This window comes from Streptococcus sp. TATVAM-FAB8 (genome assembly GCF_046592795.1).
GTDB classification, from domain to species: domain Bacteria; phylum Bacillota; class Bacilli; order Lactobacillales; family Streptococcaceae; genus Streptococcus; species Streptococcus ruminicola.
The window spans coordinates 49,764-75,436 of the sequence record NZ_JAWVPQ010000004.1; the positions used below are offsets into that span (position 1 = coordinate 49,764).

Genomic DNA, 25,673 nt, shown 5'->3' on the forward strand with positions numbered 1-25,673 from the left:
GTGGTTATGACAAAATTTAAAATGATTAAAGAAAAGCTTCTTTCTTTTTTCAAATCAGAAAAAGAAGAAGTACCTTTCAAGAATCACACCAGTCAGGAAAGTGATAATGATTATCTGGCTGATGACTTAAGTGACTTTGAAACTGAAAAGATTGAGGAGCAGGCAGCTCCAACCTACCAACGTAGTAAAGGGTATCACGAAAAAGCAAAGAAGCAGCCGGCTTGGTTGCAAAAGCTTTCGCGTTTTATGCCGTCGCCTAAGAATCCTATTAGACGTTTCTGGCGTCGTTACCGAGTTGGGAAAATCTTACTCATTTTGGTTGGTATTGGTGTTTTAGCCATTGGCTCTTACCTTTTTGCTGTTGCCAAATCAACTAATGTCTCGGATTTGCAGGACGCATTGAAGGCGACAACTGTTATTTATGATAAAGATGACAATCAAGTTGGTTCGCTTTCAGGGCAAAAAGGGACTTACGTTGAGTTAAACGCCATTAGCGATAACATGAAAAATGCGGTAATTGCAACAGAAGACCGTTCATTTTACAAAAATGGTGGGATTAATTACTCTCGTTTCTTCTTAGCTTTGTTCACCATGGGACGTTTTGGTGGTGGGTCAACCATCACGCAACAATTGGCTAAAAATGCTTATCTAAGCCAAGAACAAACGGTCACTCGTAAAGCTAAAGAATTCTTCTTAGCGATTGAATTGACCAAAAAATACAGTAAAGATGATATCTTGACCATGTATTTGAACAATGCTTATTTTGGAAATTCGGTCTGGGGTGTCCAAGATGCCAGCCGCAAGTATTTCGGAACGGACGCTGCCAATCTGACTGTTGAACAATCAGCTATCTTAGCTGGGATGCTAAAAGGTCCTGAAATTTATAACCCTTATTATTCTGTAGAAAATGCGACAAACCGACGCAATACGGTCTTAGGAGTTATGGTTGATGCAGGAAAAATCACACAAGCAGAAGCCAATCAAGCTAAGCAAGTTGATATCGCAAGTGAATTGAACGATACTTATACTGGAAATTCTGATGATTATCAGTACGGTTCATACTTTGATGCGGTTATTCAAGAAGCTGAGAAAAAATATGGCTTGTCTGAAAATGATATCGTCAACAACGGCTATAAGATTTACACAGAATTAGACCAAAACTATCAAGCAAATATGCAGGCTGTTTTTGATAACACGGCTTATTTCCCAGTATCTGATTATGATGGTCAAACAGCCCAAGGAGCTAGTGTTGCCATGGATCCGTCAACTGGTGCGGTTCGTGGTTTGGTTGGACGTGTCAGCCCAAGTTCAGCAACTTTCCGTAGCTTTAACTACGCGACACAAGCCTCACGAAGCCCTGGTTCAACCATTAAACCTCTAGTGGTTTACTCACCAGCTGTTGCTTCAGGTTACGCCATTACGACTGATTTACCAAATACACCTAGGGATTACGATGGTTATTCTCCAACGAACTACGCAGGTATTGAAACAGCAGACCTTCCAATGTATCAAGCTTTGGCAAATTCATACAATATCCCAGCGGTTTACTTACTTCATAAAATCGGTGTTAGCAAGGGAATGAGCTACGGTCAAAAATTTGGTCTTAACATGAAAAATGTTAAGGAAGAATTGGGCGTTGCCCTTGGTGGTGGTGTTACAACCAACCCACTTGAAATGGCTCAAGCTTACGCAACCTTTGCTAATGGTGGTGTAATGCCGAAAGGACATTTGATTACGAAAATTGAAAATGCCAGCGGTGATGTTATTGCGGAATTCAAGCCCTCAACCAAGCGCGTGATTAGCCAATCTGTAGCTAACAAAATGACCAGCATGATGCTTGGAACTTTCTCAAATGGTTCAGCGGTCAACGCCAATGCTTATGGTTACACAATCGCAGGTAAGACTGGTACCGTGGAAGCTAACTTCAATGCTGATTTGACCAGTGACCAATGGGTTATTGGTTATACGCCAGATGTGGTTATCGCACAGTGGATTGGTTATGATTCGACAGATGAAAATCACTACCTGACTGATGCAAGTTCTGGTACAGCGTCGACAATCTTTAGCGCAGTAGCCAGCAGCATTTTGCCATATACTGCGGGAACAGAATTTACCGTTGAAAATGCTTATAGCCAAAATGGTTACGACTTGGTTTACAGCGCAAATGGTCAAACAAGTACAAGTCAATCCTCAAGTTCTGATAACATTCTTGATAAAGTTCAAGAATCAGCTCAAGATGCAGGAGATAAGATTGGCCGTGCGGTTAAAGATGCTTGGGATAACTTCTCAAGTTGGTTCAACAAGCAGACTAACTAAGTCACTTGCCAAGTAGGAAAAAACATGATAAAATAAGGTCTCGGAGGAATTATGGCACAGAAAAAAGCAAGTTTAGCTTGTACAGAATGTGGAAGCCGTAACTACTCTATCGGAGTTAGTAGCAACCCCAAACCTGTACGACTAGAAGTTAATAAATATTGTAAACATTGTAAAAAATACACGCTACACAAAGAAACACGATAATTTGTAGCGGTCATTCTCAGCTTTAGAGTAATGAGCGAGATGATAGAATAAGGAGGAGTCGCCTGTGGCATTCATTAAGGGAGTATTTACGATTTTAAGTGAAACAACTTGGCCAGATCGTAAACAACGTTGGAAAGATTATATCTCTGTACTTGAATATACAGCATTCTTTACCATTGTTATTTTCATTTTCGATAAATTGCTCTCACTGGGAGTGATGAATTTGTTAAATCGATTTTAAAGTACAGCCGTAGCTTTGAGCTACGGTTGTTTATTTTTGTCATTAAAGAGTATAATGGAGCTGAAGTAACTAACAAAAGTTTTGGGGGTAATGAGCATGATAGCCTTTTTTATGGTTTTTCCAGCATTATTTATGATACATGAGATGGAAGAGTTGATTTTTATGCCTGGATTTGTGACAAAGTTACCAGCATCTAAGGCAACTAAAAAGTTCAAGCTTATTATAGCCCATTGGTTTTTAATCTTACGGTTTTGGAACAACTCTTGCTTTTGCTATTGATTTTAGGCATCAGCTATTACAGCAAGCATTTTGGTTTTTATGTGACAGTTATAATTGCTTATATCTACCATATTGTTGGTCATCTTGTGCAAAGTTTGGTGCTAAGGAGATATGTTCCGGGCTTGATTGGTGGTATTATAACTGCTGTTATCTCTCTTGTTTTTCTATTTTCTTTTGGCTTAGTTGATTATCGTTATTACCTTTATGCGCTAGTAACTTTGCTGATTATCTTTGGCAATATCTTGCTGTCTTTTAAAGTGTTAAATCAGCTTCTTTAGCAGTAATTCATTGACAGCGTTAGCGATTTTTCCTATAATAAAATAAAGAAAAACACCCAAGAAGCCTTTAAGGGGCTTTTTTATAATGGAGGAAATTATGTTAGATTCTTTTGATAAAGGTTGGTTTGTGCTACAAACTTACTCTGGTTACGAAAACAAAGTAAAAGAAACTCTTTTGCAACGTGCGCAAACTTACAACATGTTGGACAACATCTTGCGTGTTGAAATCCCAACACAAACTGTTAACGTTGAAAAGAACGGTAAAATCAAAGAAGTTGAAGAAAATCGCTTCCCAGGTTATGTTTTGGTTGAAATGGTTATGACAGACGAAGCTTGGTTCGTTGTTCGTAACACTCCAAACGTTACTGGTTTCGTTGGTTCACACGGTAACCGTTCAAAACCAACTCCACTTTTGGAAGAAGAAATCCGTTCAATCCTTATCTCAATGGGACAAACTGTTGATGTCGTTGACACAAACATCAAAGCTGGTGATGTGGTTCAAATCATCGACGGTGCTTTCTCTGGTCAAGAAGGACGTGTTGTTGAAATTGAAAACAACAAAGTTAAATTGATGATTAACATGTTCGGAACAGAAACACAAGCTGAATTGGAACTTTACCAAATCGCTGAATTGTAATATCAAAAAACTGAGCTCTTTTAAGAGTTCAGCTTTTTAGTTATTTAATGTTTATGTCTGTGTCGTCGTGTTTCGATTTCTTCAAGATAGCCTGCGGTCATGATGCTGACAGGAAGAGCGATGATTGCCACGCCAAGGATTGATGAAATCATGGTGATTAATTTTCCGATGGCAGAAACGGCGTAAATATCACCGTAACCAACGGTTGTCAGAGAAATGGTCGCCCAATAAAGTGCATCAAAGAAGTTGCCAAAAGTTGTTGGCTCGACATTGAAAATAACGAGAGCAGAAATGAAAATATAAATAACAACTAAAGCTCCAACGATTAACAAAGATTCTTTTTGCTTTTTAAGAACATGGATGAGCATGTTAATACTTCTAGAATAACGAAAGAGTTTGAAAACGCGAATGGTACGAATCATCCGCACGATTTTAAATAATCGAAAAGTATTATTCCAAAATAATAGAGAAGATAAAATGGCAATAAGGTCTGTCATCGCAAGGAAAGTAAAAGGGTATTTGATGAAAGAGATTTTTCCTTGTTTGAGTTTGAAATCAGCCGTCATCAAGCGTAACAAGTAATCAATGATAAAAATCAGAGTGGTTACATTTTCCAGAATCGCATAAAAAGTAAAATGTGTTTTGATAGTTAGCGGAAGTAAACTTGCAATAATGACAAGGATCATGAAAATATCATAGATTTTTTCAATGGTAGTTATATTTTTGGTTGGCTCGATAATGTTGTAGATTTTCTTTCGCATAACTATCTCCTTTGAATTCTTAGGACTATTATAACATAGTAAAATCCATCTAAATAGCGCAGTTTTTGGTATAATAAGTAACAAAATTAGAAAGAACGGAGGAAGAGAATGTCTGTTGGTTTAGTACTAGAAGGTGGCGGCATGCGAGGCCTGTATACAGCAGGAGTGCTAGATACTTTTTTAGAGGCTGGTATCAAGGTTGATGGTGTTGTTTCGGTATCAGCAGGGGCACTTTTTGGCGTTAATTTCTTGTCAAAACAAAAAGGTCGTGCCATTCGTTACAATAAAAAATACGCTTCTTACCCAAATTATATGGGGCTTCGTTCGTGGTTAAAAACAGGAAATGTCGTTAATAAAGACTTTGCCTATTACAAGGTTCCAATGGAATTAGATGTTTTTGATGAAAAAGCTTTTGAAGAGTCAGGAGTTCCTTTTTACGCAACGGTGACGAACCTAGCGACTGGGAAACCCGAATACCACAAAGTTGATAATGTCTTTGACCAAATGGAGCTGCTCCGAGCTAGCTCTGCTTTGCCATTAGCTTCAAAAATCGTGGAATGGAAAGGACAAAAATATCTTGACGGTGGTTTGTCAGACAGCATTCCAGTTGATTTTGCAAGAAGTCTAGGCTTTGATAAATTGATTGTGGTGCTAACGCGTCCGATTGATTATCGTAAAAAACCAAGTAGCGGTCGTCTTTACAAACTCTTTTACAGAAAATATCCAAAATTCGTAGAAGTAGCTTCAAAACGTTATCAGCACTATAATGACACGGTTGAGCACATTATTGATTTGGAAAAGAAAGGTGAGCTCTTTGCCATTCGCCCAAGTCAAAACCTGGAAATCGGCCGACTCGAAACAAACCCAGAAAAATACGAAGAAATCTACCAAGTTGGTTTAGCAGATGCCAAAAATGATATGGCAAAATTGAAAGAATATCTGTCAGATGAATCAGGAAATCTTTGATTTGTAAAAATTTTTTGATTAGCTACTAAAAGGCGTGAAATCCCCCGTGATTTCGCCTTTTTTCTTTATTCTTTTCGTGGTATAATAGTAACCAATACTAAGAACATGGAGAAATGACATGGCAACTTATAATCACAAAGAGATTGAGAAAAAATGGCAGGCCTTTTGGGCTGACAACCATACTTTTAAAACAGGGACAGACGCTGATAAACCAAACTTCTATGCGTTAGACATGTTCCCTTACCCATCTGGTGCTGGTCTTCACGTAGGACACCCAGAAGGATACACTGCGACTGATATCCTTAGCCGTTTCAAACGTGCTCAAGGCTACAACGTGCTTCACCCAATGGGGTGGGATGCCTTCGGTCTTCCAGCAGAACAATACGCAATGGACACTGGTAATGACCCAGCTGAATTTACAGCTCAAAACATTGCTAACTTCAAACGTCAAATCAACTCACTTGGTTTCTCATATGACTGGGACCGCGAAGTGAACACAACTGACCCTAACTACTACAAATGGACTCAGTGGATTTTCACAAAATTGTATGAAAAAGGTTTGGCATACGAAGCTGAAGTACCAGTTAACTGGGTTGAAGAATTAGGTACAGCTATCGCCAACGAAGAAGTGCTTCCTGACGGAACTTCAGAACGTGGTGGTTATCCAGTTGTTCGTAAACCAATGCGTCAATGGATGCTTAAAATCACAGCTTACGCAGAACGTTTGCTTGAAGACTTGGATGACCTTGATTGGCCAGAATCAATCAAAGACATGCAACGTAACTGGATTGGTAAATCAACTGGTGCCAATGTTACTTTCAAAGTAAAAGATACTGATAAAGATTTCACTGTCTTTACAACTCGCCCAGATACACTATTTGGTGCAACTTATGCTGTTTTAGCTCCTGAACACCCACTTGTTGAAGCTATTACAACACCAGAACAAGCTCAAGCAGTTGCTGATTACAAACACCAAGCAAGCCTTAAATCAGACCTTGCTCGTACAGACCTTGCTAAAGAAAAAACTGGTGTTTGGACTGGTAGCTATGCAATCAACCCAGTTAATGGTAAAGAAATGCCAATCTGGATTGCTGACTATGTTCTTGTAAGCTACGGAACTGGTGCTATCATGGCTGTTCCCGCCCACGATACACGTGACTGGGAATTCGCAAAACAATTTAACCTAGAAATCATTCCAGTTCTTGAAGGCGGAAATGTTGAGGAAGAAGCTTACACAGAAGATGGGCTTCACATCAACTCTGGTTTCCTAGATGGTCTTGATAAAGCGCAAGCTATTGACAAAATGGTCGAATGGCTTGAAGCAGAAGGTGTTGGTAATAAGAAAGTAACTTACCGTCTTCGTGACTGGCTCTTCTCACGTCAACGTTATTGGGGTGAACCAATCCCAATCATCCACTGGGAAGATGGTACAACAACAGCTGTTCCAGAAGATCAACTTCCACTTGTATTGCCAGTAACAAAAGATATCAAACCTTCAGGTACAGGTGAATCACCACTTGCTAACTTGACTGATTGGCTTGAAGTTACACGTGAAGACGGTGTTAAAGGTCGTCGTGAAACAAATACAATGCCTCAATGGGCTGGTTCAAGCTGGTACTTCCTACGTTACATTGATCCACACAACGATGAAAAATTGGCTGATGAAGAGCTTCTAAAAGCTTGGTTGCCAGTTGATATCTACATCGGTGGCGCTGAGCACGCTGTGCTTCACTTGCTTTACGCTCGTTTCTGGCACAAATTCCTTTATGATTTAGGTGTTGTTCCAACCAAAGAACCGTTCCAAAAACTCTTCAACCAAGGTATGATTTTGGGAACAAGCTACCGCGATCACCGTGGTGCCCTTGTAGCAACTGATAAAGTTGAAAAACGCGACGGTTCATTCTTCCACATCGAAACTGGTGAAGAACTTGAACAAGCCCCAGCTAAAATGTCTAAATCACTTAAAAATGTTGTTAACCCAGATGACGTCGTTGAACGTTACGGTGCTGATACACTTCGTGTATACGAAATGTTCATGGGACCACTTGACGCTTCAATCGCTTGGTCTGAAGAAGGTCTTGAAGGCTCACGTAAATTCCTCGACCGCGTTTACCGCTTGTTGACAACAAAAGAAGTTGTAGCTGAAAACAACGGCAACTTAGATAAAGTTTACAACGAAACTGTCAAAGCTGTCACTGAACAACTTGAAGCAATGAAATTCAACACAGCTATTGCACAATTGATGGTCTTCGTTAACGCTGCTAACAAAGAAGACAAACTTTATGCTGACTACGCTAAAGGATTTGTACAATTGTTAGCACCATTTGCACCACACCTTTCTGAAGAATTGTGGCAAGAATTGACACATTCAGGTGAATCAATTTCATACGTTGCATGGCCAACATGGGACGAATCAAAACTCGTTGAAAACGACGTTGAAATTGTTATCCAAATCAAAGGTAAAGTTCGTGCAAAACTTGTTGTACCAAAAGACTCAAGCCGTGAAGAACTTGAAAAACTTGCTCTTGCAAACGAAAAAATTCAAGATGAAATCGCTGGTAAAGACATTATCAAAGTGATTGCGGTACCTAATAAACTTGTAAATATTGTTGTGAAATAAGTTTAAATAGATGAATCCTGTCCTTAAGGGCAGGATTTTTTTGTTGGTAAAAACTGAGTTTTAGTAAAACCTTGGTAAAAACAAACAGAAAACGTTTACAAAAAATTTTAGGAGGAGTAAAATAAAGACAAGACCTAAGAAAGAGGGAGAAAAATGAAAGTAGTACAAGAAATTGTAGCAACAATTAATGGGAAAAATATTGAAAAATACACGATTGTCAATGACAATGATGTGCAAGTTGGTTTGTTAACTTTGGGAGCAACTTGGCAAGAATTTTTGGTGCCAGATGGAAAAGGTGGACACAAAAATATCATCATTGGTTTTGATGATCCTGATGAATATGGCAAGAATACTTTGTGCGCTGGACAATCTATTGGTCGTGTTGCTGGACGCATTAATCATGGTCAGTTTAAACTTGATGGAAAGCTCATGCAACTTCCGCAAAATGAAAATGGCAACACTCTTCATGGTGGGCCTCAAGGTTTTCATAAGCAAATTTGGCAAGCTTGTGTTGATTTAGAACGCAATCAAACTAGCATTGTCATGACTTATAATGCTAAAGAAAGTGTGGATGGTTTTCCAGGTGATATGTTGGTAACAGCACGTTTTACGCTGGATAACGACAATCGTTTTACAATCACTTACACTGGTAAAAATGGCGGTCAAGCGACACTCTTTAATCCAACGAATCATGTGTACTTTAACCTTGGAGAAAGACAAGATTTGACAAAACATGTCTTTACTTTGGCAGCGGATCATTATTTGGAAACGCGTGATGACCTAATTCCAACAGGAAAAATCATTGACGTTTCTGAAACAGCTTATGATTTTAGAGCTGGCAGAAATCTTGGAGATGCCATTAAGGCGACAGGCGGATTTGATGATGCCTTTTTAGTCCCAGCTTCACTTGATGCACCTTGTGGTGAGTTAAAAGATGAAGAAAGTGGCGATGCTGTTAAACTTTATTCAGATCGTAATGCTTGGGTTGCTTATAGTATGGTTGGCATTCCTGATGGCATCTACCCAGCGCGTGATAAGGGTAAAATGGCAAAAGAATTTGAAGCGATAGCTCTTGAAGCTCAATTCTTACCTGATGCGATTAATCATGATGGTTTTGGCGATATTGTCTTGCAAGCTAATGAAGAAAAGACTTACACCATTGCTTTTGAGTACTATAAAGACAATTAAAATCAGCACCCTTTTGGGTGCTGATTTGCTTTAAAGGTTGATATTATTTAGAAAGTCATGGCGATTTTGTGCGGTGCTTTTATCGATATTTCCCATATTTTGCCATGTGATATGCTTAATGCCGAGTTGTTTTAAGGTAGCGTTGATGAAAACGCGCTTGATGGCATCGCCACAAAAAAGTCTTAAGTACCAAGTTGGTGAAGTAGATGTGGTGAGGATTGTAGCTTTTTCAATGTGGGTCAAATGCCCAATAAGGCCAGTTTTTCCGACCTCGTAGGCAAATTGCTTTTTCATGACTTTATCGATAAAGCCTTTGATGATTGCAGGTGTGTCATTCCACCAAATAGGAAAGATGAAAATGACGTGATTAGTAGAGGTTAAAAATTTTTGGTACTGTTCGACAAGCGGGTCAGTGGTTTTCCCGTCCTTAAATAAAGCCAGTTCTTCATTGGTGTAGGCTGGATTGAAATGGTCTTTGTATAAGTCGACGAGGTTGAATTTTTCTTGCCTTTGCAACAAAGTCCCTTCGACATTTTCTAAAATAGCGTGATTGAAACTTTTGTCATAAGGGTGCGCGTAAATAATAAGAGTGTCCATTGCTTAACCTCCATGAACAATTTTTCACCTACATTCTAGCACAATAGCTTCAAAAAAGAGAGTAGAAACTGTCTCTTGTCAGACTGACAAGATATTTCTTAGGGAATTTTGATGTGGCAAGCTTTAATTATGATAAAATAAATTTATCCGAAACATTATTGTTTACATCTCCATTGGCACTGGGGACAGTGCCGATTTTGTTGAGATAAGCTAAGCATTTTGTTTTGAGATGATGATACTATAATACGTTTTTAGTGGTTCTCTTTTTGTGTTAATTTAACTGTGATGGGTTTGAATTGACACTGTGACAATCTTTATATTAAAAGCTGATGTTGCTGGAAGGAAGAAATGTGATACAATAGCATTAATCCTTTAAAACTTTTCTTTTTTTCAATAACTATCAAAGCGCGCTATACTAGCGCGCTTTTTTGTATCTAAAATAATAAAAACTAAAGAAATATTTAACAAAAGTGTGATAATCATGAGCAACTTTTAACTATCAAAGTAAATTTTTATGATATAATAGTATCCTATAGTTTTTGAAAAAAGTGAAAGTGATAGAAGATTTAGAAGTGTTGAGTTCAATGTGACTTTATCTTCTTCAAATGGGAAAAAAGGACCTAATATGAAAAAGATTAAACTTATTCTTGCTACCTTAATGGCAGCTCTTTTTATTGGTGGGAAAGCTCTAGCTTACGATATCACGGTTACTAACGGTGGTTCAGGAACTTATGAAACCTACCAAATCTTCACTGGTGATTTGTCATCGGATGAAACAACTCTTTCCAATATCAAATGGGGAGATGGGATTACACCAGCTGGTCAAGCAGCTCTTCAAGCAAAATATGGCGTGAGTTCTGCCGCAGAAGTAGCTGAAAAACTTGATGCCAATAAAGAAAATTCTGGCTACGCAGAAGAATTTGCTAAAGTAGCAGCTCAATACCTTCAAAATGCAGCTGGTCTAACTGGTCATACGGCTGGTTATTACCTTGTCCAAAATAAGACAGTTGGAAGTAACGAAGCTTACACGAACTACATCTTGGAAGTCGTCAAAGATGTTAAGGTAACCCCAAAAACATCAATTCCAAGTGTTACTAAAAAAGTTAAAGAAACTAATGACACAACTGGTACTGTTAGTGACTGGCAAGATTATGCTGACTATGATGTGAAAGATAAAATTCCCTTTCAATTGACAGCGACTCTGCCAGATAACCTAGACTCTTATGAGAGCTACTATTTTGAGTTAGCAGATAAATTGTCACCAGGATTGACTTACAATGGTGATGCAACGGTTTATCTTGTTAATGGAAAAAATCAAATAGATGTTACAAAATACTTTAAACTCGATGGCTTAAATTTTAAAATTGATAATTTAAAATCGCTTAGTAAGCTTACGTCATCATCAAAAATCGTAATTGAATATAATGCAACTCTTAACGAAAATGCTGTTATGGGTTCAGCCGGTAACACAGGTAGCGTTGAGTTGATTTACTCAAACAACCCTAATAATACTGGTGTCGGAGCAAGTACAGGTAAAACTCCTGAGAAAGTTGTCAAAGTCTACACCTACGAAGCAATCTTTGAAGAAGTTGATAAAAACAAAGAAAGCTTGAAAGGTGCTGAATTTACGCTTTACAAAGTCGTAAAAGATGGCGACACTTATAAAAAAGTAGAAGTTGATAAAAAAACAGTTGGTGAAACAGAAAAATTCTCTTTCAAAGGACTTGATGCTGGTAAATACATCCTTGAAGAAACCAAAACACCAGATGGTTATAACACTATTAAACCAATCGATTTCACAATTGTGACTGATTATAATGAAAATTTAGATCCTACTAAATTTGAGGGTGAATCAAAAGATGCAAGCTTTGAGTCAAACCTTGATGCAGGGTCACTGACCGCTGAAATCATTAGCCGTAAAGGATCTCTTCTTCCATCAACTGGTGGTATGGGAACAACAATCCTTTATCTTGTAGGCTCAATCCTTGTTCTTGTCGCAGTTGTTCTATTAATTACGAAAAAACGTATGGAAAGAAATTAATATAAAAATATCCCCACGCTAGTCTAGTGTGGGGATTTGCTTTGCCTTTGTTTTACAAACAAAAAAACCTTGCAATAGCAAGGCTTCAGGGATGTGGGAAAATCCTCCCTATAGGGCTCGAACCTATGACCCATGGATTAAGAGTCCACTGCTCTACCAACTGAGCTAAGGAAGGATAATAAGCTGTATTGGCACCGTGATTCACGCTTTGTATTGAACCCGCGATCTTAAAGCAGGTGGGCAACTCGCTTCTCCTTAGTCGCTTCCGCGTGTGACGGCTTGCATACTGGAGAAAGACTACTGTTTCCCGAAATACAAAAATTTAGTCGGTCAACACATTGATGTGAATTCGTATGCCACAGCAATAACCTATGTAATTATGATACCACTTTAAAAAATTTTTTCAAGGGATAAACTGAAATTTTAGAAAGCGTTTTTTGAAAAAGCTCAAGAAAACTTACAGAAAGTAGGTCGTAATTATTTTGATAAATGATCGATGCGTTCTTTATTGGCACCGAGGGCACGCTCGTATTTGCCTGTTTGGTTGGGTTCAAAATAATTTTTACCGACCAATTTATCTGGAAGGTATTGTTGTTTCACCCATTTTTCAGGATAGTTGTGAGGGTATTTGTAATCTTGGGCATTACCAAGCTCTTTGCTACCAGCATAGTGACCATCACGTAAATGGCGTGGGATTGGTAGTGAGCCGTTTTTGTGCAAATCAGCGATAGCTTCGTCGATAGCTGTATAGGCTGAATTTGATTTTGGTGATAAGGCTAGGTCAATCACGACGTTAGCAATCAAGATGCGGGCTTCAGGAAAACCGATTTTTTGAGCGGCATCAAGTGCTGTGACGGTATGAATCTGGGCATCGGGATTGGCAAGACCAATGTCTTCATACGCGATGACAGTCAGTCTTCTAGCAAGGCTTGGTAAATCTCCAGCTTCAATCAAGCGAGCTGCGTAATGCAGGCTAGCATTGACGTCAGAACCACGGATGGATTTTTGAAGGGCTGAGAGCACGTCGTAGTGTCCATCGCCGTTTTTATCCATGGTAATGTAGCTGCGCTGTAAGCTATTTTCAACGGTATCAAGGTTAATGTGGCGAATACCTTTATCATCAGCTTTGGTTGACATGACCGCTAAGTCTAGCGAGTTAAAGGCAGAGCGCAAATCACCGTTGGTAGCTGTTGCGATGAAATCAAGAGCATCCGCATCAATATCGACATCAAATTCAAAGCCGCGCTCTTTATCTGATAATGCAGTTTGTAGGGCTTGTTTGATATCGTCGGTTGATAGAGGTTCTAACTCGAAAATTTGCACGCGGGAGCGAATGGCAGGTGTCACTGAGAAAAATGGATTTTCTGTGGTTGCCCCAATCATGATGATGTTTCCATTTTCAAGTAGGGGTAAGAGAAAGTCTTGTTTGGTTTTATCGAGACGATGAATTTCATCAAGGAGTAAAACCAGACCACCAGAAAATTTGGCTTCTTCAGCGATTTCTTGCAGGCGCTTTTTACTGTCGGTTGTGGCATTGAAGGTACGAAAGGCGTACTTGGTTGCTCCGGCAATAGCACTAGCAATTGAGGTCTTCCCGATGCCGGGAGGACCGTAGAGAATCATGGACGAGAGCATGTTGGCTTCGACCATGCGGCGAATGATTTTTCCTTCGCCTACCAGATGCTTTTGCCCGATAACTTGATTGATGTTTTTAGGGCGCATCCGTAAAGCGAGATTATTTGTCATGTATTTCCTCCAAGTAATAACTGTATATGAGGTCATCGACGTAAGTGCCGTTTAGGTAGAATTGATTTTTAAGGGTAGCTTCCAGAGTGAAGCCGATATTTTCATAGAAACGGCAGGCGTTTTTATTTGATGATAGCACGTGGATAACAACTTTTTTGTAATTATCAGATTTGGCCATGGCAAAGAAAGCTCGGATGAGTGAGTGTCCGATACCTTGACCTTGGGTGTCTTTGTCGACTGCGACAATGAAACTTACCACGTGACGTGCGCTAGGGAAAGGATAGTAGGCATGATAATCAAGAACTCCCAAAATAACCCCGCTTTCTTCGGCAACGAGATAATGTGAATGATTCTGAAAGGCTTGAATGATTTTATGTTTATTTGCGGCTGGTAAGCTAGCAGGTGTATTGAAGTTGTCCCAAGTTTTATTTTCCATGGCAACGACTTGTTCAATGTCTTCTAGCTTCATTGGTCGTATTTGCATGTCATTTCCCCTTAAGTATGATAAAATAATTGTAACACAAAAGAAGATTGGAAGAAATTTTTAATGGCTAAATTTGGCTTTTTATCAGTATTAGAAGAAGAAATGGATAAGCACTTCACCTTTGATTATGCCATCGATTGGAATAAGAAAAATCATGCGGTGGAAGTGACTTTTATTTTGGAAGCGCAGAACCAAGCTGCTGTTGAAACAGTGGATGACCAAGGTGAGGTTAGCAGCGAGGATATCGTTTTTGAAGATTACGTGCTATTTTACAACCAAGCAAAATCTAAAGTTGACCATGATGACTACTTGGTGACTGTTCCTTTTGATGCTAAAAAAGGTTTTTCACGCGAATTCTTGGCGTATTTTGCAGAAACATTAAACGACGTTGCAACTAAAGGTCTTGATGATTTGATGGACTTTTTAGCAGATGAAAATGCAACCGACTTTGCCCTTGAATGGGATGCTGAAAGCTTTGAAAAAGGCAAAGCAGAGTTGAAAGAAACAGAATTCTTTGCATATCCGAGATATTAAGCAAAGTTAGTGAGCGGGAGTTAATAGCTCCGCCTGAATAGATTAGATAGAAAGGAAAAGGTTCGGTTAGTATTTTAACTGAACCCGCCCGAAACACTGTGCCAAAAAGATAAAATTCTCCTAGACGCAAGCGCCGTCGGTGATTTTCCTATTTTGGCTTTGTGTTTTACGGGCTTGGTATCTTAATTATGGACAAGTGGCAAGAGTTGACTGTTGAGGTCTTGCGTGATGCGGAAGAAGCTGCGTCAAATATTTTGATTGAATTAGGTAGTCAAGGGGTTGCTATCGATGATAGTGCTGATTATCTTGGACATGTTGGGAAATACGGTGAAGTTTTCCCAGAAATTAAACAAGTGGAAACTGTGAAAATTACGGCTTACTACCCTGAACACATTGACATTGAACAAGTTGAAAAAGAAGCGTCTAAACGTTTGGCTGAATTGACACATTTTGGTGTGGATGCTGGTGAGGTTCACTATGAGACACAAGAATTGGCTGAGCAAGATTGGGCTGAAAATTGGAAGAAATATTATGAGCCAACACGTATTAGCCATGATTTGACAATTGTTCCAAGTTGGACAGATTATGAAGCTAGTGAAGGTGAAAAGACGATTCGTCTTGACCCAGGTATGGCTTTTGGTACAGGAACTCACCCAACGACAAAAATGAGTCTTTTTGCGCTTGAACAAGTGCTTCGTGGTGGTGAAACAGTGATTGATGTGGGTACTGGTTCAGGTGTGCTTTCAATCGCAAGTTCACTTCTTGGTGCAAAAGACATATATGCTTATGACCTTGATGAAGTGGCTGTGCGCGTGGCACAAGAAAATATTGACCTTAACGCCAACACTGAAAATATCCACGTGGCTACTGGTAACCTTTTGCAAGGTGTGGACATCAAAGCTGACGTTATTGTGGCAAATATCCTTGCGGATATCTTGGTTAACATGACCGAAGATGCTTATCGTCTTGTGAAAGATGAAGGCTACCTTATCATGTCAGGAATTATTTCTGATAAATGGGAAATGGTTCGTAAGTCAGCTGAAGACGCAGGATTTTTCCTTGAAACACATATGGTTCAAGGGGAATGGAATGCTTGTGTTTTCAAAAAAACAGATGATATTTCAGGTGTAATTGGAGGATAAATGCAACAATATTTTGTAGCTGGACAGGCTCAAGATGTGGTGACAATCACAGATAAAGACACGGTTAAACACATGTTCAACGTCATGCGCTTGACTGAAGATGAAGAAGTGGTGCTAGTTTTTGATGACCATATCAAGCGTTTAGCAAAGGTTATCGACAGTGCTGAGCATTGTTTTGAAATCATTGAAGAGCTTGACAGCAATGTTGAAATGCCAGTTGAAGTGACGATTGCTGCTGGTTTTCCAAAAGGGGATAAGTTAGAATTTCTAGCTCAAAAAGGTACTGAACTTGGGATGGCAAATCTTTGGGCTTTTCCAGCGGATTGGTCTGTCGTCAAATGGGATGGCAAGAAATTAGCTAAAAAAGCAGACAAGTTGGCAAAAATTGCTCTTGGTGCTGCAGAGCAAAGTAAACGCAATTGCATCCCACAGGTGACTCTTTTTGAGAAAAAAGCAGCCTTTCTAGCAGAATTAGAACAGTTCGATAAGATTTTTATCGCTTATGAAGAATCTGCTAAGGAAGGGGAAACAGCTGTTTTAGCGCGTGAATTGTCACAAGTTAAAGCGGGAGAGAAAATTCTCTTTATCTTCGGACCAGAAGGTGGGATTTCCCCAGAAGAAATTGCAGCGTTCGAGGAAAAAGGTGGTCTGAAAATTGGCTTAGGTCCGCGTATCATGCGTGCAGAGACAGCACCGCTTTATGCTTTATCAAGCGTCAGCTATGCTTTGGAATTATTAAAACAAGAGTGAGATTTTTCTCGCTCTTATTTTATTTTTTAATTGACAGCGCTTTAAAAAATTCTTATCCTATAGATAACGATTTCAAGATGAGGATAGAAAATGACAACGATAAAGGATGTAGCAAAGCTTGCTGGCGTCTCTACGTCAACAGCTTCAAGAGCTTTGCATAACAGTGACATGATTAGTGAAGCGACAAAGGAACGTGTTCGTCGTGCTATGCAAGAATTAGATTATTCACCAAATTATTCTGCGCAAAATTTGGTTAACCGCACGACTAACACCATAGGGATTGTTCTGCCAGTTCGCGAGAGCCAAGACTCTCTTGGTAATAACCCCTTTTTCATGCAGATTATCCAAGGCATCTCAAGCGTTTGTAGTGAGTATGATTATATGGTTAGCTTGGCAAGTGGGCGTACGGTAGATGAGCTACGCAAAAATTGTCAGGCACTGATTCGCAGCGGAAATATTAGCAAATTTATCTTTTTGTATTCTCACAAAGATGACCCTGTTTTTGATTTTGTCAAAAAACAGAAAAAAGTTTCTTGTGTAGTTGTCGGAAGTTCTTATGAAAAGCTTGCTACCAAATCTGTCCAATTTGTGGATAATGATAACCATCAGGCAGGGCGAGATGTTGCTGAATTTATGGTGAATAAAGGTTTTGAACATCTTGTCTTTGCCTATACTGACATGAATGAATTGGTGCAGACTGAGCGTTATCAAGGCTGTCGCGACTATCTGGAAGAACATCAAAAAGACAGTTTGTCTCTTCATTTTTCAAGGATCAAAGAAGATGAGAATATTCTTAAGTTACAGCAGTTTTTAGCTGAGCACCCAAAAACGCAAGCTTTTATTGCTTGTGATGACATCATGGCTATCCGTTTGCAACGTTTGCTTAAAAATGGCAAACAAGAAAAATCTTATGCTGTGATTAGCTTTAACAATTCTTTGATTACAGAAATTGCCAATCCAGCTTTGACATCGGTTGATATTTTTCCTTATCAGCTTGGTGAAAAAGCAGCTCAATTGCTTTTGGAAAAATCTAGAAAAAGCGTAAGCCAGAAAGTCATCATTCCTCATCAAATCATCGAAAGAGAATCAACCTTGCGTTTTTAATTAAAAATGAAAAGAGTAAAGAAAGCTTTTTTTCATTGGGAAAGCATCTCTTTACTCTTTTTGTTTTAAAATTTTTTCTAGAAAACGCTTTACAAAATAAAAATACGTGCTATAATAAAATCATCAAAACAACGCAAACGTTTGCGTAAATTATTCAACTCACAAATCATTTATTTTACAAAAAACAAGTAATATTAGTGACGTTCTTGCTTGGTTTGTAAAGCAAATGGTTTCCGAGAAAAAGTTTTAAGGAGTCGTTTCATGAAGAAGGCATTTAAAAAATTGACCAGCTTCGAATTTTGGCAAAAATTCGGTAAATGCTTGATGGTTGTTATTGCCGTTATGCCGGCAGCCGGTTTGATGGTTAGTATTGGTAACTCGCTCCCGCTAATCAATACTGACTCAGCTATACTTGCTACTGTTGGTAATGTTATCGCACAAATTGGTTGGGGGATTATCAATAACCTTCACATTTTGTTTGCTCTAGCTATTGGTGGTAGCTGGGCAAAAGAACGTGCTGGTGGTGCATTCGCCGCTGGTATCGCATTTATTCTTATCAACTTGATCACTGGTCACGTTTACGGTGTATCACTTGATATGATTGCTGATAGTAAAAGTGTTGTTCACAATGTTCTCGGTGGCAAGATGCTTGTCTCTGACTACTTTGTCAATGTGCTTGGTCAACCAGCGCTTAACATGGGTGTCTTTGTAGGTATTATCTCAGGTTTTGTTGGGGCAACAGCTTACAATAAATACTATAACTACCGCAAATTGCCTGATGTTCTTTCATTCTTCAATGGTAAACGTTTCGTACCATTCGTTGTTATCTATCGTTCAGTTCTTGTTGGTCTGTTTATGGCACTTGTTTGGCCAATCATCCAATCAGGAATTAATGGATTTGGTATGTGGATTGCGTCATCACAAAACTCAGCTCCATTCTTAGCTCCATTCTTGTATGGTACTTTGGAACGTTTGCTTCTTCCATTTGGTCTTCACCACATGATTACTATCCCAATGAATTACACTTCACTTGGTGGTACTTATGAAATTTTGACTGGTGCTCAAAAAGGTACTGAAGTCTTTGGTCAAGACCCACTTTGGTTAGCATGGGTAACAGACCTTATCAACCTTAAAGGTTCAAATCCTTCAGATTACCATCACCTTATGGCAACTGTAACACCTGCCCGCTTCAAAGTCGGACAAATGATTGGTGCAACTGGTACACTTATGGGGCTTAGCCTTGCCATGTACCGTAATGTTGACCCAGACAAGAAGAAAAAATACACTGCGATGTTTATCTCAACAGCAGCTGCTACATTCTTGACAGGTGTTACTGAACCAATCGAATACATGTTTATGTTTGTCGCAATGCCACTTTATGTTGTATACGCACTTGTACAAGGGGTGACATTTGCTCTTGCTGATTTAGTTAACCTTCGTCTCCATTCATTTGGTAATATCGAACTTTTGACACGTACACCAATGGCTCTTAAAGCAGGTCTTGGTGGAGATTTAATTAACTTTGTTATTTGCTGTATCTTATCAGGTGTTGTGATGTACTTCATCGCAGACTTTATGATTAAGAAATTTAACTTTGCCACTCCAGGTCGTAACGGTAATTACGATGACATGGATGATGACGCTGCTGCATCAACAACTGGTGCGACAGTATCTGCAAACTCTCAAATCGTTCAAATCATTAATCTCCTTGGTGGCCGCGATAACATTGAAGATGTTGATGCTTGTATGACACGACTTCGTGTAACTGTCAAAGATGTCGCACGAGTTGGTGATGAAGAAACTTGGAAAAAAGCTGGTGCTATGGGTCTCATTATCAAAGGCTCTGGTGTTCAAGCTGTTTACGGACCAAAAGCGGATATCTTGAAATCTGATATTCAAGACCTTCTTGATTCTGGTGCTGAAATTCCAACAATCGACTTAGCAGAAGTTAAAGGTAATGATGTTACAAAAGTCTCATATAAAGGTGTCACAGAAGATGTCCTATCAATCGCAGATGGTGAAGTAAAACCAATCACAGCTGTTAAAGATCCCGTATTTTCAGCTAAAATGATGGGTGATGGCTTCGCTGTTGAACCAGAAAATGGTAATGTTTATGCACCTGTGTCAGGTATTGTCACAAGTGTCTTCCCGACTAAACATGCCTTTGGATTATTGACTGATAGTGGTCTTGAAGTTCTTGTTCACATCGGACTTGATACTGTTGCTCTTAACGGTGTGCCATTCTCTGTTAAAGTAGCAGAAGGTCAACGTGTTCAAGCAGGTGATCTTTTGGTGGTAGCTGACTTGGCAGCTATCAGTTCAGCAGGACGTGAAACGACAATCATTGTTGCCTTCACAAATACAGCAGAAATTAAAGCAGTCAATTTAACACAAACAGGAAAAGTTTCTGCTAAAACACCTGTTGCAAAAGTAGAACTTTAAGCTTATATTACTAATAGTGATAAAGAGATTTGGGTTAAAACTAAATAGAAGGGAGTCCGGGGTAGACATCTCGGACTCTCCTTTAACTTGAGGAGAAAGGACATGGCAAAATTTTTAACACTTAATACGCATTCTTGGTTAGAGGCAAATTCGTTAAAAAAATTATTCGATTTGGCAGAAAATATTTACATTGAGAATTATGATGTCATTTGTCTTCAAGAAATTAACCAAGACATTCGAGGCTTAGCTGCAAAAGATGTGGAAGGGTATGAAAAATTACCTGGTAGCCCAGAATTACACCGTGATAATTATGCTCTTCAATTGGTCAATTACCTCAGAAGCCAAGGAAGACATTATTATTGGTCTTGGGCTTATAACCATATTGGATATGATAAGTACAATGAAGGTGTTGTGATTTTATCGAAAAATCCAATTAAGGTAAAAGATATTCTTGTCTCAGCGGTGGATGATGAGCATGATTATCATACTAGACGTGTCCTAGCGGCTGAGACTGAAGTTGATGGCAAACCAGTTACCGTGGTGAGCCTTCATATGTCTTGGTTCGGAAAAGGATTTGAAAGTGAATGGGCAAAGTTAGAAAAAGCGCTCAGCGATTTTCCTAAACCACTTGTCCTTATGGGAGATTTCAACAATCCTACCGATACGGCTGGCTATGACATGATTTTAAACAGCCCGCTTGAGTTGCAAGATAGTCACAAAGTGGCTAAATCCATTCAAGGTGATCACACCATTATCGAAGATATTGATGGCTGGGAAGGCAATAAACAGTCACTCAAGGTTGATCACGTTTTTACAAGCAAAGAAATTGAGATTCAATCCTCAACCGTTGTCTTTGATGGCGGTGAATCTCCAATCGTCAGTGACCATTTCGGTCTTGCTGTCGACCTTAACTACTAACTAATTCTACCTCCTAATTATTTGTTTGTTTTTTAAAGCGCCCTTGTCCCGGGGCGCTTTTGATGTGTAAAAAAAACACCTTGGTAAAAGGCGTTTTAAAATATAAACAAATCTAAAATTAGTTATTTACTATAATTTGATTTTAGAAATATTGCGAGCTTTGCTCTCGATAGAGTGATACTTTCCACCGTGGTGAAAGTGGCTGAAATATTGATAAATCAGCCACCGGGAAGTTTTGAGACTTTAGGCTCAAAACTTAGGCATGGAATTTCGAAGGAATTCGCTGCCGACCATACCACCTAAGGGAAGTATCAGAAAAAAGATTTTGTTATATATTTTTATTCCACAATTGGGCTTTTTAGGTAAGCGTCAACAAGGCGTTCTGTTGCTTGGACAGAGTCGATGTGTGTGCGTTCGTATGAGTGGCTTGATTCGATGCCTGCGCCAAAGAGGGCGTGTTTGACTTCGGCACCTGCACGAAGGGCAGCAGAGGCATCACTACCATAGTATGGGTAGATGTCCAATTTGTATGGGATTTTATTTTCTTCAGATAGGGCAACAAGGTGTTGGCGGAGTTCGTAGTTATAAGGTCCAGAACCGTCTTTGACACAGATTGAAACGCTGTATTCATCTGTTTGTTGGTCGTCACCCATAGCCCCCATATCAACTGAAAGGTATTCGACTGTTGCAGCTGGAATGCTTGAGTTAGCACCGTGACCGAGTTCTTCGAAAGCTGAGAAGTAGAAGTGAGTTGTGTATGGCAAAGTGATATTTTGAGCTTTGTATTCTTTGAGCAATTCAATGAGAATGGCTGCTGATACTTTGTCATCCAAGTGACGTGATTTGATGAAACCTGATTCGGTAACAACCACGCGTGGGTCAAATGAGATAAAGTCCCCAACTTCGATACCAAGGGCGCGTGTTTCTTTTTCGTTGGTCACTTTTTCGTCCAGACGAACTTCCATGTTAGCTTGATTGCGTTCAGCAGTTCCAGCATCTTTGTAGACATGAACAGAAGTTTGGTGCATAAGGATTGTACCACTAATTTTTTTACCATTTTTGGCAACGTGGATAGTACAATTTTCGCCTTCGATAGCGTTGTAGACAAAGCCACCGATAAGGTCCATTTTAAGGCGACCGTCTGGTTTGACAGCTCGCACCATAGCACCAAGGGTATCAAGGTGAGCTGTGACCACGCGGTGTTTGCTGTCATCTTTACCAGTGACAGTGACCATAACGCCACCTTTATTTGTGCGAACAGGAGCGTAGCCAAAGCTTTCAAGCTCAGCAATCACGTAATTCATAATGTGGCTTGTGTAGCCAGTAGGTGAAGGGATATTTGCAAGTTTTGTAATGTAATCAACTGTTGTTTTCATTGTCTCTCCAATACCATCTAGTCATTTGTCGGACATTTCCGACAGTCTAATGTCATTATAACATTTATTTGCGACTTTGTTTCTGACGAAGAAAAAAAGTCATTTTGACTGAGGCGTAAAGTTTTGAAAATGGTCTACGATAACTTCTGCTAGTCGTTCAATATCTGAGCTTGTGCCGCGGAGTTCAAAGTCCCCAAGCATGGGAAATCCAAAGCGGTTGGCGTATTGTTTGGCTGTTAAGCAGTACTGTTCATTGAAATTGCGGTTGCCTGAGCCGATAATACCAAAACAATGTTTGTCATTATCATGGGCAGCAATGAAATCTCCAAGTGGGGTGGTTAAAATCTCAACATCACCCGAATCAACGCCATTGCCACCTTCAAGGTAGGTCGGCAGAATTGCCACAAAAGGTGAGGCAACGGGAAAGGTTTCGTGGTTAAGATCTTTGATATTGATGGCTTTACTAGAGAGTTGATAATGGTTCTGAAGATATTCTCCTAAACGTTTCACAAAGCTCTGGACATTGCCACTTAAGCTAATGTAGACGATGGTTAGTGTTTTTTCTGTCATAAGCACCTCATGTGAATAGTGTTTTTAGCCAATTTACCATAATGAAAGGGCAGAGACAAATGATTAGCTTGGAGAAATTAGTTGGATTTCAAATGTGATTTTTAAAAAGTTTGCTCTTTTAAAATAAAAGACTAGACTTATCAAAATACCTGTGATATACTTTTGGTAAAGATGTTGGGGAGTGAAAACATCTTTAGCTAATATTTATATTCAAAAAGGGAGAATGCTCATGTCAAAAGCATTAATTATTTGTGTTGCTGGAATGTCATCATCACTTATGGCTCAAAAAACAACAGAATTCTTCAAAAATCAAGGTAAAGATATTACTGTTGAAGCGATTAGCTCTAACGAAGGTGAGCGCGTGATTACGGATGCTACTTATGATTTGTATCTTGTTAGCCCGCAAGCAACTATGTACTACAACCAATTTGCGACTGCTGGTGAAAAATCAGGACGACCAGTCGTTAAAGTGCCACCACAAGCTTATGTTCCAATTCCAATGGGAGTTGAAAAAATGGCTAACTTAATTTTAGAAAGCATTTAATGAGGGATTGCAAGATATGACAGAAGAAGAATTACAACTAGCCGCTTTTGAGATTATTTTACACAGTGGAACAGCTAGAACTTACGTTCATGAAGCGTTTGATGCCATGAAAGAAAGTAAATTTGAAGTGGTGGAAGAAAAATTAGCTGCTGCTGACGAAGAATTATTACAGGCTCACCATGCTCAAACAGATTTGTTGCAGAAATATGCAAGCGGTACCGAAATTAAAATTGAAATTATCATGGTACATGCTCAAGATCATTTGATGACAACAATGACTTTGAAAGAAGTTGCTATCGAGATGATGGGAATGTATCAAAGATTTGCACTTAAATAACTGAAATTAGATGAGCGAGTGACAAACTCGCTCTTTTTATCATCATCAAAAACTCCCTTCCTTGGTTAGAGGAAGGGAGCTTTTTGTTTGAATTAATAAAAGGATAGAAGTTTTGATTACCGAGGATGGGAGATAATCATAAATATTAATTTTAATTGGAGGATTGAAATATGGGATTAGGAGGGATTAATCGGTAAAACCATTATCGATAGTGACTTGTTTGAACCATTCACCTGATTTTTTAATGGTTTTGATTTGAGTATGGATGTTATTTGAGATGAATCCATAGCGGTTACGGTAAGCATTCATCCAAGACCAGCAGTCAATTGGTGTCCAAAGATGGTAACCAAAGCAATTTGAACCTTCTTGGATACCACGGTGAAGGCAAGTAAGGTGTTCTTTGATGAAATCAATGCGGTAGTCGTCTTGGACTTGACCGTTTTCATCCATGAAGCGTTCCTCGCGAGAGACTCCCATACCATTTTCAGAGACGAACCAAGGAATATTATTGTAGTTGTCGCGGATGTTAATGGCGATATCATAAATAGCTTCTGGGTAAATTTCCCAGCCTTTATCAATGTTCATGCGACGACCTGGCATATGGTATTCGTCATAATAACGATTTGGCATCCAAGCTCCGACAGAATTTGGTGCGATGTCTGGTGCTTTTACACGATTTGGGTGATAGAAGTTAACACCTAAGAAATCAATGGTATTTTCTTTAAGAATTTGAGCATCTTCAGGTTCTGTTTGCCAGATGACGCCATCTCTTTTAAGAACTTCTTCAAGTTCTTCTGGGAAATGTCCATTGATAGCCGGTTCAAGGAACATTTTGTTATTCCAAAGTTCAGCAAAGTGTGCAGCAGCTTGGTCTTCTTTAGAATCAGAAGCAGCATAAGTTGGTGTTAAGTTTAAAACTGTACCAATGCGACCACCGTCTTTGTCTAAGCCAAGTTCTCTGAATTTAGCGATGGCTTTTGCGGATGCGATATTCAAGTTGTAAGCGACTTGGACAGCTTTTTTACCATCAACTAATTTTGGATAGTGGAATTGATAGAGGTATTCACCGTCGACAACAACCATTGGTTCGTTATGAGTTGTCCAGTTTTTGACGCGGTCACCGAAAGCCTTGAAAGCTTGTTCAGCAAAGCCTACATAAAGGTCAACCACATGACGTGACTCCCAACCACCATATTTATGATAAAGTTCGACTGGTAAGTCGAAGTGGTGTAGGTTCATGATTGGACGAATACCATTTTCGATAAAGCAATCAATGACTTTATTGTAGAAGTCTACTGCATCTTGGTTGACAGTGTTTTTTTCAAGGTCATCGATCAAACGTGTCCATTGAATAGAAGTACGGACACTATTTAAACCGACTTTTTTCATTAGAGCAATATCTTCTTTATAACTATTGTAGAAGTTAGAGGCTGTGTCTGGTCCAACTTGGTTGTAAAAAGCTTCAGGTTCAATTTCGTACCAGTAATCAAACATGTTGGCATGTTTTTTATGGAAACGCCCCTCGCTTTGAGGACCAGATGTCGCAGCTCCCCACCAGAAGTCTTCTGGAAATGTGTAAGTTGCCATAAGATTCTCCT

24 protein-coding genes, 1 tRNA gene and 1 other RNA gene are annotated in these 25,673 nt (G+C 39.3%); 17 read left to right on the forward strand and 9 right to left on the reverse strand.

Annotated elements, in window-relative coordinates; all coding sequences use genetic code 11:
- Positions 1-6 precede the first annotated feature (6 nt).
- The 5 genes from pbp2a (at position 7) to nusG (ending at position 3,955) form a co-directional block, all read left to right on the forward strand.
- Positions 7-2,316, forward strand: a complete 2,310-nt coding sequence (pbp2a, locus tag SFC32_RS03685) for a penicillin-binding protein PBP2A (RefSeq protein WP_411050134.1) — start codon at positions 7-9, stop codon at positions 2,314-2,316.
- Between the two features lie 51 nt (positions 2,317-2,367).
- On the forward strand, positions 2,368-2,520 hold the full coding sequence (gene rpmG / locus SFC32_RS03690) for a 50S ribosomal protein L33 (RefSeq protein ID WP_003067827.1): 153 nt from the start codon (positions 2,368-2,370) through the stop codon (positions 2,518-2,520).
- A 64-nt stretch (positions 2,521-2,584) separates the two neighbouring features.
- Complete coding sequence (gene secE, locus SFC32_RS03695) at positions 2,585-2,761, forward strand: preprotein translocase subunit SecE (RefSeq protein ID WP_006531712.1); 177 nt, start codon at positions 2,585-2,587, stop codon at positions 2,759-2,761.
- Between the two features lie 230 nt (positions 2,762-2,991).
- Positions 2,992-3,318, forward strand: coding sequence for an HXXEE domain-containing protein (locus SFC32_RS03700; protein ID WP_411050133.1), 327 nt, complete (start codon positions 2,992-2,994; stop codon positions 3,316-3,318).
- 97 nt (positions 3,319-3,415) lie between these two features.
- A complete protein-coding gene (gene nusG, locus SFC32_RS03705; RefSeq protein WP_074564868.1) occupies positions 3,416-3,955 on the forward strand; it encodes a transcription termination/antitermination protein NusG in 540 nt (179 codons plus the stop codon).
- A gap of 44 nt (positions 3,956-3,999) precedes the next feature.
- On the opposite strand, the gene SFC32_RS03710 is transcribed toward nusG, so the two are convergent.
- The gene (locus tag SFC32_RS03710; RefSeq protein ID WP_074626723.1) at positions 4,000-4,716 is read right to left on the reverse strand and encodes an ion transporter; all 717 of its coding nucleotides are present in this window, start codon (positions 4,714-4,716) and stop codon (positions 4,000-4,002) included.
- A gap of 108 nt (positions 4,717-4,824) precedes the next feature.
- Here SFC32_RS03710 and SFC32_RS03715 point away from each other — a divergent pair, with 108 nt between their 5' ends.
- From SFC32_RS03715 to SFC32_RS03725, 3 genes are all read left to right on the forward strand, one after another.
- Positions 4,825-5,682, forward strand: a complete 858-nt coding sequence (locus tag SFC32_RS03715; protein WP_074561159.1) for a patatin family protein — start codon at positions 4,825-4,827, stop codon at positions 5,680-5,682.
- A gap of 118 nt (positions 5,683-5,800) precedes the next feature.
- Positions 5,801-8,302, forward strand: coding sequence for a leucine--tRNA ligase (leuS, locus tag SFC32_RS03720; RefSeq protein ID WP_411050132.1), 2,502 nt, complete (start codon positions 5,801-5,803; stop codon positions 8,300-8,302).
- 153 nt (positions 8,303-8,455) lie between these two features.
- The gene (locus tag SFC32_RS03725) at positions 8,456-9,490 is read left to right on the forward strand and encodes an aldose epimerase family protein (RefSeq protein WP_411050131.1); all 1,035 of its coding nucleotides are present in this window, start codon (positions 8,456-8,458) and stop codon (positions 9,488-9,490) included.
- Positions 9,491-9,520: 30 nt separating this feature from the next.
- Here the strand turns inward: SFC32_RS03725 and SFC32_RS03730 are convergent, their stop codons facing one another.
- A complete protein-coding gene (locus SFC32_RS03730) occupies positions 9,521-10,087 on the reverse strand; it encodes an NAD(P)H-dependent oxidoreductase (protein WP_411050130.1) in 567 nt (188 codons plus the stop codon).
- Positions 10,088-10,712: 625 nt separating this feature from the next.
- Between SFC32_RS03730 and SFC32_RS03735 the strand changes: the two genes are divergently transcribed.
- Positions 10,713-12,128 (forward strand): isopeptide-forming domain-containing fimbrial protein, encoded by a 1,416-nt coding sequence (locus SFC32_RS03735; protein ID WP_411050048.1) that lies wholly within the window; start codon positions 10,713-10,715, stop codon positions 12,126-12,128.
- A gap of 102 nt (positions 12,129-12,230) precedes the next feature.
- Here SFC32_RS03735 and SFC32_RS03740 read toward each other — a convergent pair.
- The 4 genes from SFC32_RS03740 to SFC32_RS03755 all read right to left on the reverse strand — a co-directional run bounded on the left by SFC32_RS03740 (position 12,231) and on the right by SFC32_RS03755 (position 14,358).
- Positions 12,231-12,303: transfer RNA gene (locus SFC32_RS03740), tRNA-Lys, on the reverse strand.
- Positions 12,304-12,305: 2 nt separating this feature from the next.
- Positions 12,306-12,496: non-coding RNA, 6S RNA (gene ssrS / locus SFC32_RS03745), on the reverse strand.
- 109 nt (positions 12,497-12,605) lie between these two features.
- On the reverse strand, positions 12,606-13,874 hold the full coding sequence (locus SFC32_RS03750; protein ID WP_411050049.1) for a replication-associated recombination protein A: 1,269 nt from the start codon (positions 13,872-13,874) through the stop codon (positions 12,606-12,608).
- Positions 13,864-14,358 (reverse strand): GNAT family N-acetyltransferase, encoded by a 495-nt coding sequence (locus SFC32_RS03755; RefSeq protein WP_411050050.1) that lies wholly within the window; start codon positions 14,356-14,358, stop codon positions 13,864-13,866. The genes SFC32_RS03750 and SFC32_RS03755 overlap by 11 nt, the downstream gene beginning before the upstream one ends.
- A 63-nt stretch (positions 14,359-14,421) precedes the next feature.
- Here SFC32_RS03755 and SFC32_RS03760 point away from each other — a divergent pair, with 63 nt between their 5' ends.
- The 6 genes from SFC32_RS03760 (at position 14,422) to SFC32_RS03785 (ending at position 21,248) form a co-directional block, all read left to right on the forward strand.
- Positions 14,422-14,892 (forward strand): DUF3013 family protein, encoded by a 471-nt coding sequence (locus tag SFC32_RS03760; protein WP_003067791.1) that lies wholly within the window; start codon positions 14,422-14,424, stop codon positions 14,890-14,892.
- Positions 14,893-15,080: 188 nt separating this feature from the next.
- Positions 15,081-16,034 carry a 50S ribosomal protein L11 methyltransferase gene (gene prmA / locus SFC32_RS03765; RefSeq protein WP_074564902.1) on the forward strand — a complete coding sequence of 318 codons (954 nt, stop codon included), beginning with the start codon at positions 15,081-15,083 and terminating at the stop codon, positions 16,032-16,034.
- Complete coding sequence (locus tag SFC32_RS03770; RefSeq protein ID WP_411050051.1) at positions 16,035-16,784, forward strand: 16S rRNA (uracil(1498)-N(3))-methyltransferase; 750 nt, start codon at positions 16,035-16,037, stop codon at positions 16,782-16,784.
- 90 nt (positions 16,785-16,874) lie between these two features.
- On the forward strand, positions 16,875-17,888 hold the full coding sequence (locus tag SFC32_RS03775) for a LacI family DNA-binding transcriptional regulator (protein WP_411050052.1): 1,014 nt from the start codon (positions 16,875-16,877) through the stop codon (positions 17,886-17,888).
- Between the two features lie 261 nt (positions 17,889-18,149).
- Positions 18,150-20,330: a PTS transporter subunit IIBC gene (locus SFC32_RS03780; RefSeq protein ID WP_411050053.1), complete on the forward strand. Its 2,181-nt coding sequence runs from the start codon at positions 18,150-18,152 to the stop codon at positions 20,328-20,330.
- A gap of 102 nt (positions 20,331-20,432) precedes the next feature.
- Positions 20,433-21,248 carry an endonuclease/exonuclease/phosphatase family protein gene (locus SFC32_RS03785; protein ID WP_411050054.1) on the forward strand — a complete coding sequence of 272 codons (816 nt, stop codon included), beginning with the start codon at positions 20,433-20,435 and terminating at the stop codon, positions 21,246-21,248.
- Positions 21,249-21,586: 338 nt separating this feature from the next.
- On the opposite strand, the gene SFC32_RS03790 is transcribed toward SFC32_RS03785, so the two are convergent.
- The gene (locus SFC32_RS03790) at positions 21,587-22,624 is read right to left on the reverse strand and encodes a M42 family metallopeptidase (protein ID WP_074561191.1); all 1,038 of its coding nucleotides are present in this window, start codon (positions 22,622-22,624) and stop codon (positions 21,587-21,589) included.
- A gap of 99 nt (positions 22,625-22,723) precedes the next feature.
- Entirely contained in the window at positions 22,724-23,194 is a 471-nt protein-coding gene (gene nrdI, locus SFC32_RS03795) for a class Ib ribonucleoside-diphosphate reductase assembly flavoprotein NrdI (RefSeq protein ID WP_074869839.1), read from the reverse strand.
- A 229-nt stretch (positions 23,195-23,423) separates the two neighbouring features.
- Here nrdI and SFC32_RS03800 point away from each other — a divergent pair, with 229 nt between their 5' ends.
- Together SFC32_RS03800 and SFC32_RS03805 are read left to right on the forward strand one after the other, a co-directional pair.
- Complete coding sequence (locus SFC32_RS03800) at positions 23,424-23,738, forward strand: PTS cellobiose transporter subunit IIB (RefSeq protein ID WP_074561193.1); 315 nt, start codon at positions 23,424-23,426, stop codon at positions 23,736-23,738.
- Between the two features lie 16 nt (positions 23,739-23,754).
- On the forward strand, positions 23,755-24,075 hold the full coding sequence (locus SFC32_RS03805) for a PTS cellobiose transporter subunit IIA (protein WP_014334244.1): 321 nt from the start codon (positions 23,755-23,757) through the stop codon (positions 24,073-24,075).
- Positions 24,076-24,261: 186 nt separating this feature from the next.
- Here SFC32_RS03805 and SFC32_RS03810 read toward each other — a convergent pair whose 3' ends face one another.
- The gene (locus SFC32_RS03810) at positions 24,262-25,662 is read right to left on the reverse strand and encodes a glycoside hydrolase family 1 protein (RefSeq protein WP_411050055.1); all 1,401 of its coding nucleotides are present in this window, start codon (positions 25,660-25,662) and stop codon (positions 24,262-24,264) included.
- Positions 25,663-25,673 lie beyond the last annotated feature (11 nt).

What these genes read in the sequence shown, in the direction of transcription:
- SFC32_RS03755 (WP_411050050.1), bottom strand. Translation starts at nt 14,358, where the DNA reads ATGCAAATACGACCAATGAAGCTAGAAGACATTGAACAAGTCGTTGCC.
- SFC32_RS03735 (WP_411050048.1), top strand. Translation starts at nt 10,713, where the DNA reads ATGAAAAAGATTAAACTTATTCTTGCTACCTTAATGGCAGCTCTTTTT.
- SFC32_RS03785 (WP_411050054.1), top strand. Translation starts at nt 20,433, where the DNA reads ATGGCAAAATTTTTAACACTTAATACGCATTCTTGGTTAGAGGCAAAT.
- SFC32_RS03725 (WP_411050131.1), top strand. Translation starts at nt 8,456, where the DNA reads ATGAAAGTAGTACAAGAAATTGTAGCAACAATTAATGGGAAAAATATT.
- SFC32_RS03710 (WP_074626723.1), bottom strand. Translation starts at nt 4,716, where the DNA reads ATGCGAAAGAAAATCTACAACATTATCGAGCCAACCAAAAATATAACT.
- leuS (WP_411050132.1), top strand. Translation starts at nt 5,801, where the DNA reads ATGGCAACTTATAATCACAAAGAGATTGAGAAAAAATGGCAGGCCTTT.
- SFC32_RS03805 (WP_014334244.1), top strand. Translation starts at nt 23,755, where the DNA reads ATGACAGAAGAAGAATTACAACTAGCCGCTTTTGAGATTATTTTACAC.
- SFC32_RS03810 (WP_411050055.1), bottom strand. Translation starts at nt 25,662, where the DNA reads ATGGCAACTTACACATTTCCAGAAGACTTCTGGTGGGGAGCTGCGACA.
- SFC32_RS03730 (WP_411050130.1), bottom strand. Translation starts at nt 10,087, where the DNA reads ATGGACACTCTTATTATTTACGCGCACCCTTATGACAAAAGTTTCAAT.
- rpmG (WP_003067827.1), top strand. Translation starts at nt 2,368, where the DNA reads ATGGCACAGAAAAAAGCAAGTTTAGCTTGTACAGAATGTGGAAGCCGT.
- prmA (WP_074564902.1), top strand. Translation starts at nt 15,081, where the DNA reads ATGGACAAGTGGCAAGAGTTGACTGTTGAGGTCTTGCGTGATGCGGAA.
- SFC32_RS03770 (WP_411050051.1), top strand. Translation starts at nt 16,035, where the DNA reads ATGCAACAATATTTTGTAGCTGGACAGGCTCAAGATGTGGTGACAATC.
- SFC32_RS03780 (WP_411050053.1), top strand. Translation starts at nt 18,150, where the DNA reads ATGAAGAAGGCATTTAAAAAATTGACCAGCTTCGAATTTTGGCAAAAA.
- pbp2a (WP_411050134.1), top strand. Translation starts at nt 7, where the DNA reads ATGACAAAATTTAAAATGATTAAAGAAAAGCTTCTTTCTTTTTTCAAA.
- SFC32_RS03790 (WP_074561191.1), bottom strand. Translation starts at nt 22,624, where the DNA reads ATGAAAACAACAGTTGATTACATTACAAAACTTGCAAATATCCCTTCA.
- SFC32_RS03800 (WP_074561193.1), top strand. Translation starts at nt 23,424, where the DNA reads ATGTCAAAAGCATTAATTATTTGTGTTGCTGGAATGTCATCATCACTT.
- SFC32_RS03715 (WP_074561159.1), top strand. Translation starts at nt 4,825, where the DNA reads ATGTCTGTTGGTTTAGTACTAGAAGGTGGCGGCATGCGAGGCCTGTAT.
- SFC32_RS03750 (WP_411050049.1), bottom strand. Translation starts at nt 13,874, where the DNA reads ATGACAAATAATCTCGCTTTACGGATGCGCCCTAAAAACATCAATCAA.
- nrdI (WP_074869839.1), bottom strand. Translation starts at nt 23,194, where the DNA reads ATGACAGAAAAAACACTAACCATCGTCTACATTAGCTTAAGTGGCAAT.
- nusG (WP_074564868.1), top strand. Translation starts at nt 3,416, where the DNA reads ATGTTAGATTCTTTTGATAAAGGTTGGTTTGTGCTACAAACTTACTCT.
- SFC32_RS03760 (WP_003067791.1), top strand. Translation starts at nt 14,422, where the DNA reads ATGGCTAAATTTGGCTTTTTATCAGTATTAGAAGAAGAAATGGATAAG.
- SFC32_RS03775 (WP_411050052.1), top strand. Translation starts at nt 16,875, where the DNA reads ATGACAACGATAAAGGATGTAGCAAAGCTTGCTGGCGTCTCTACGTCA.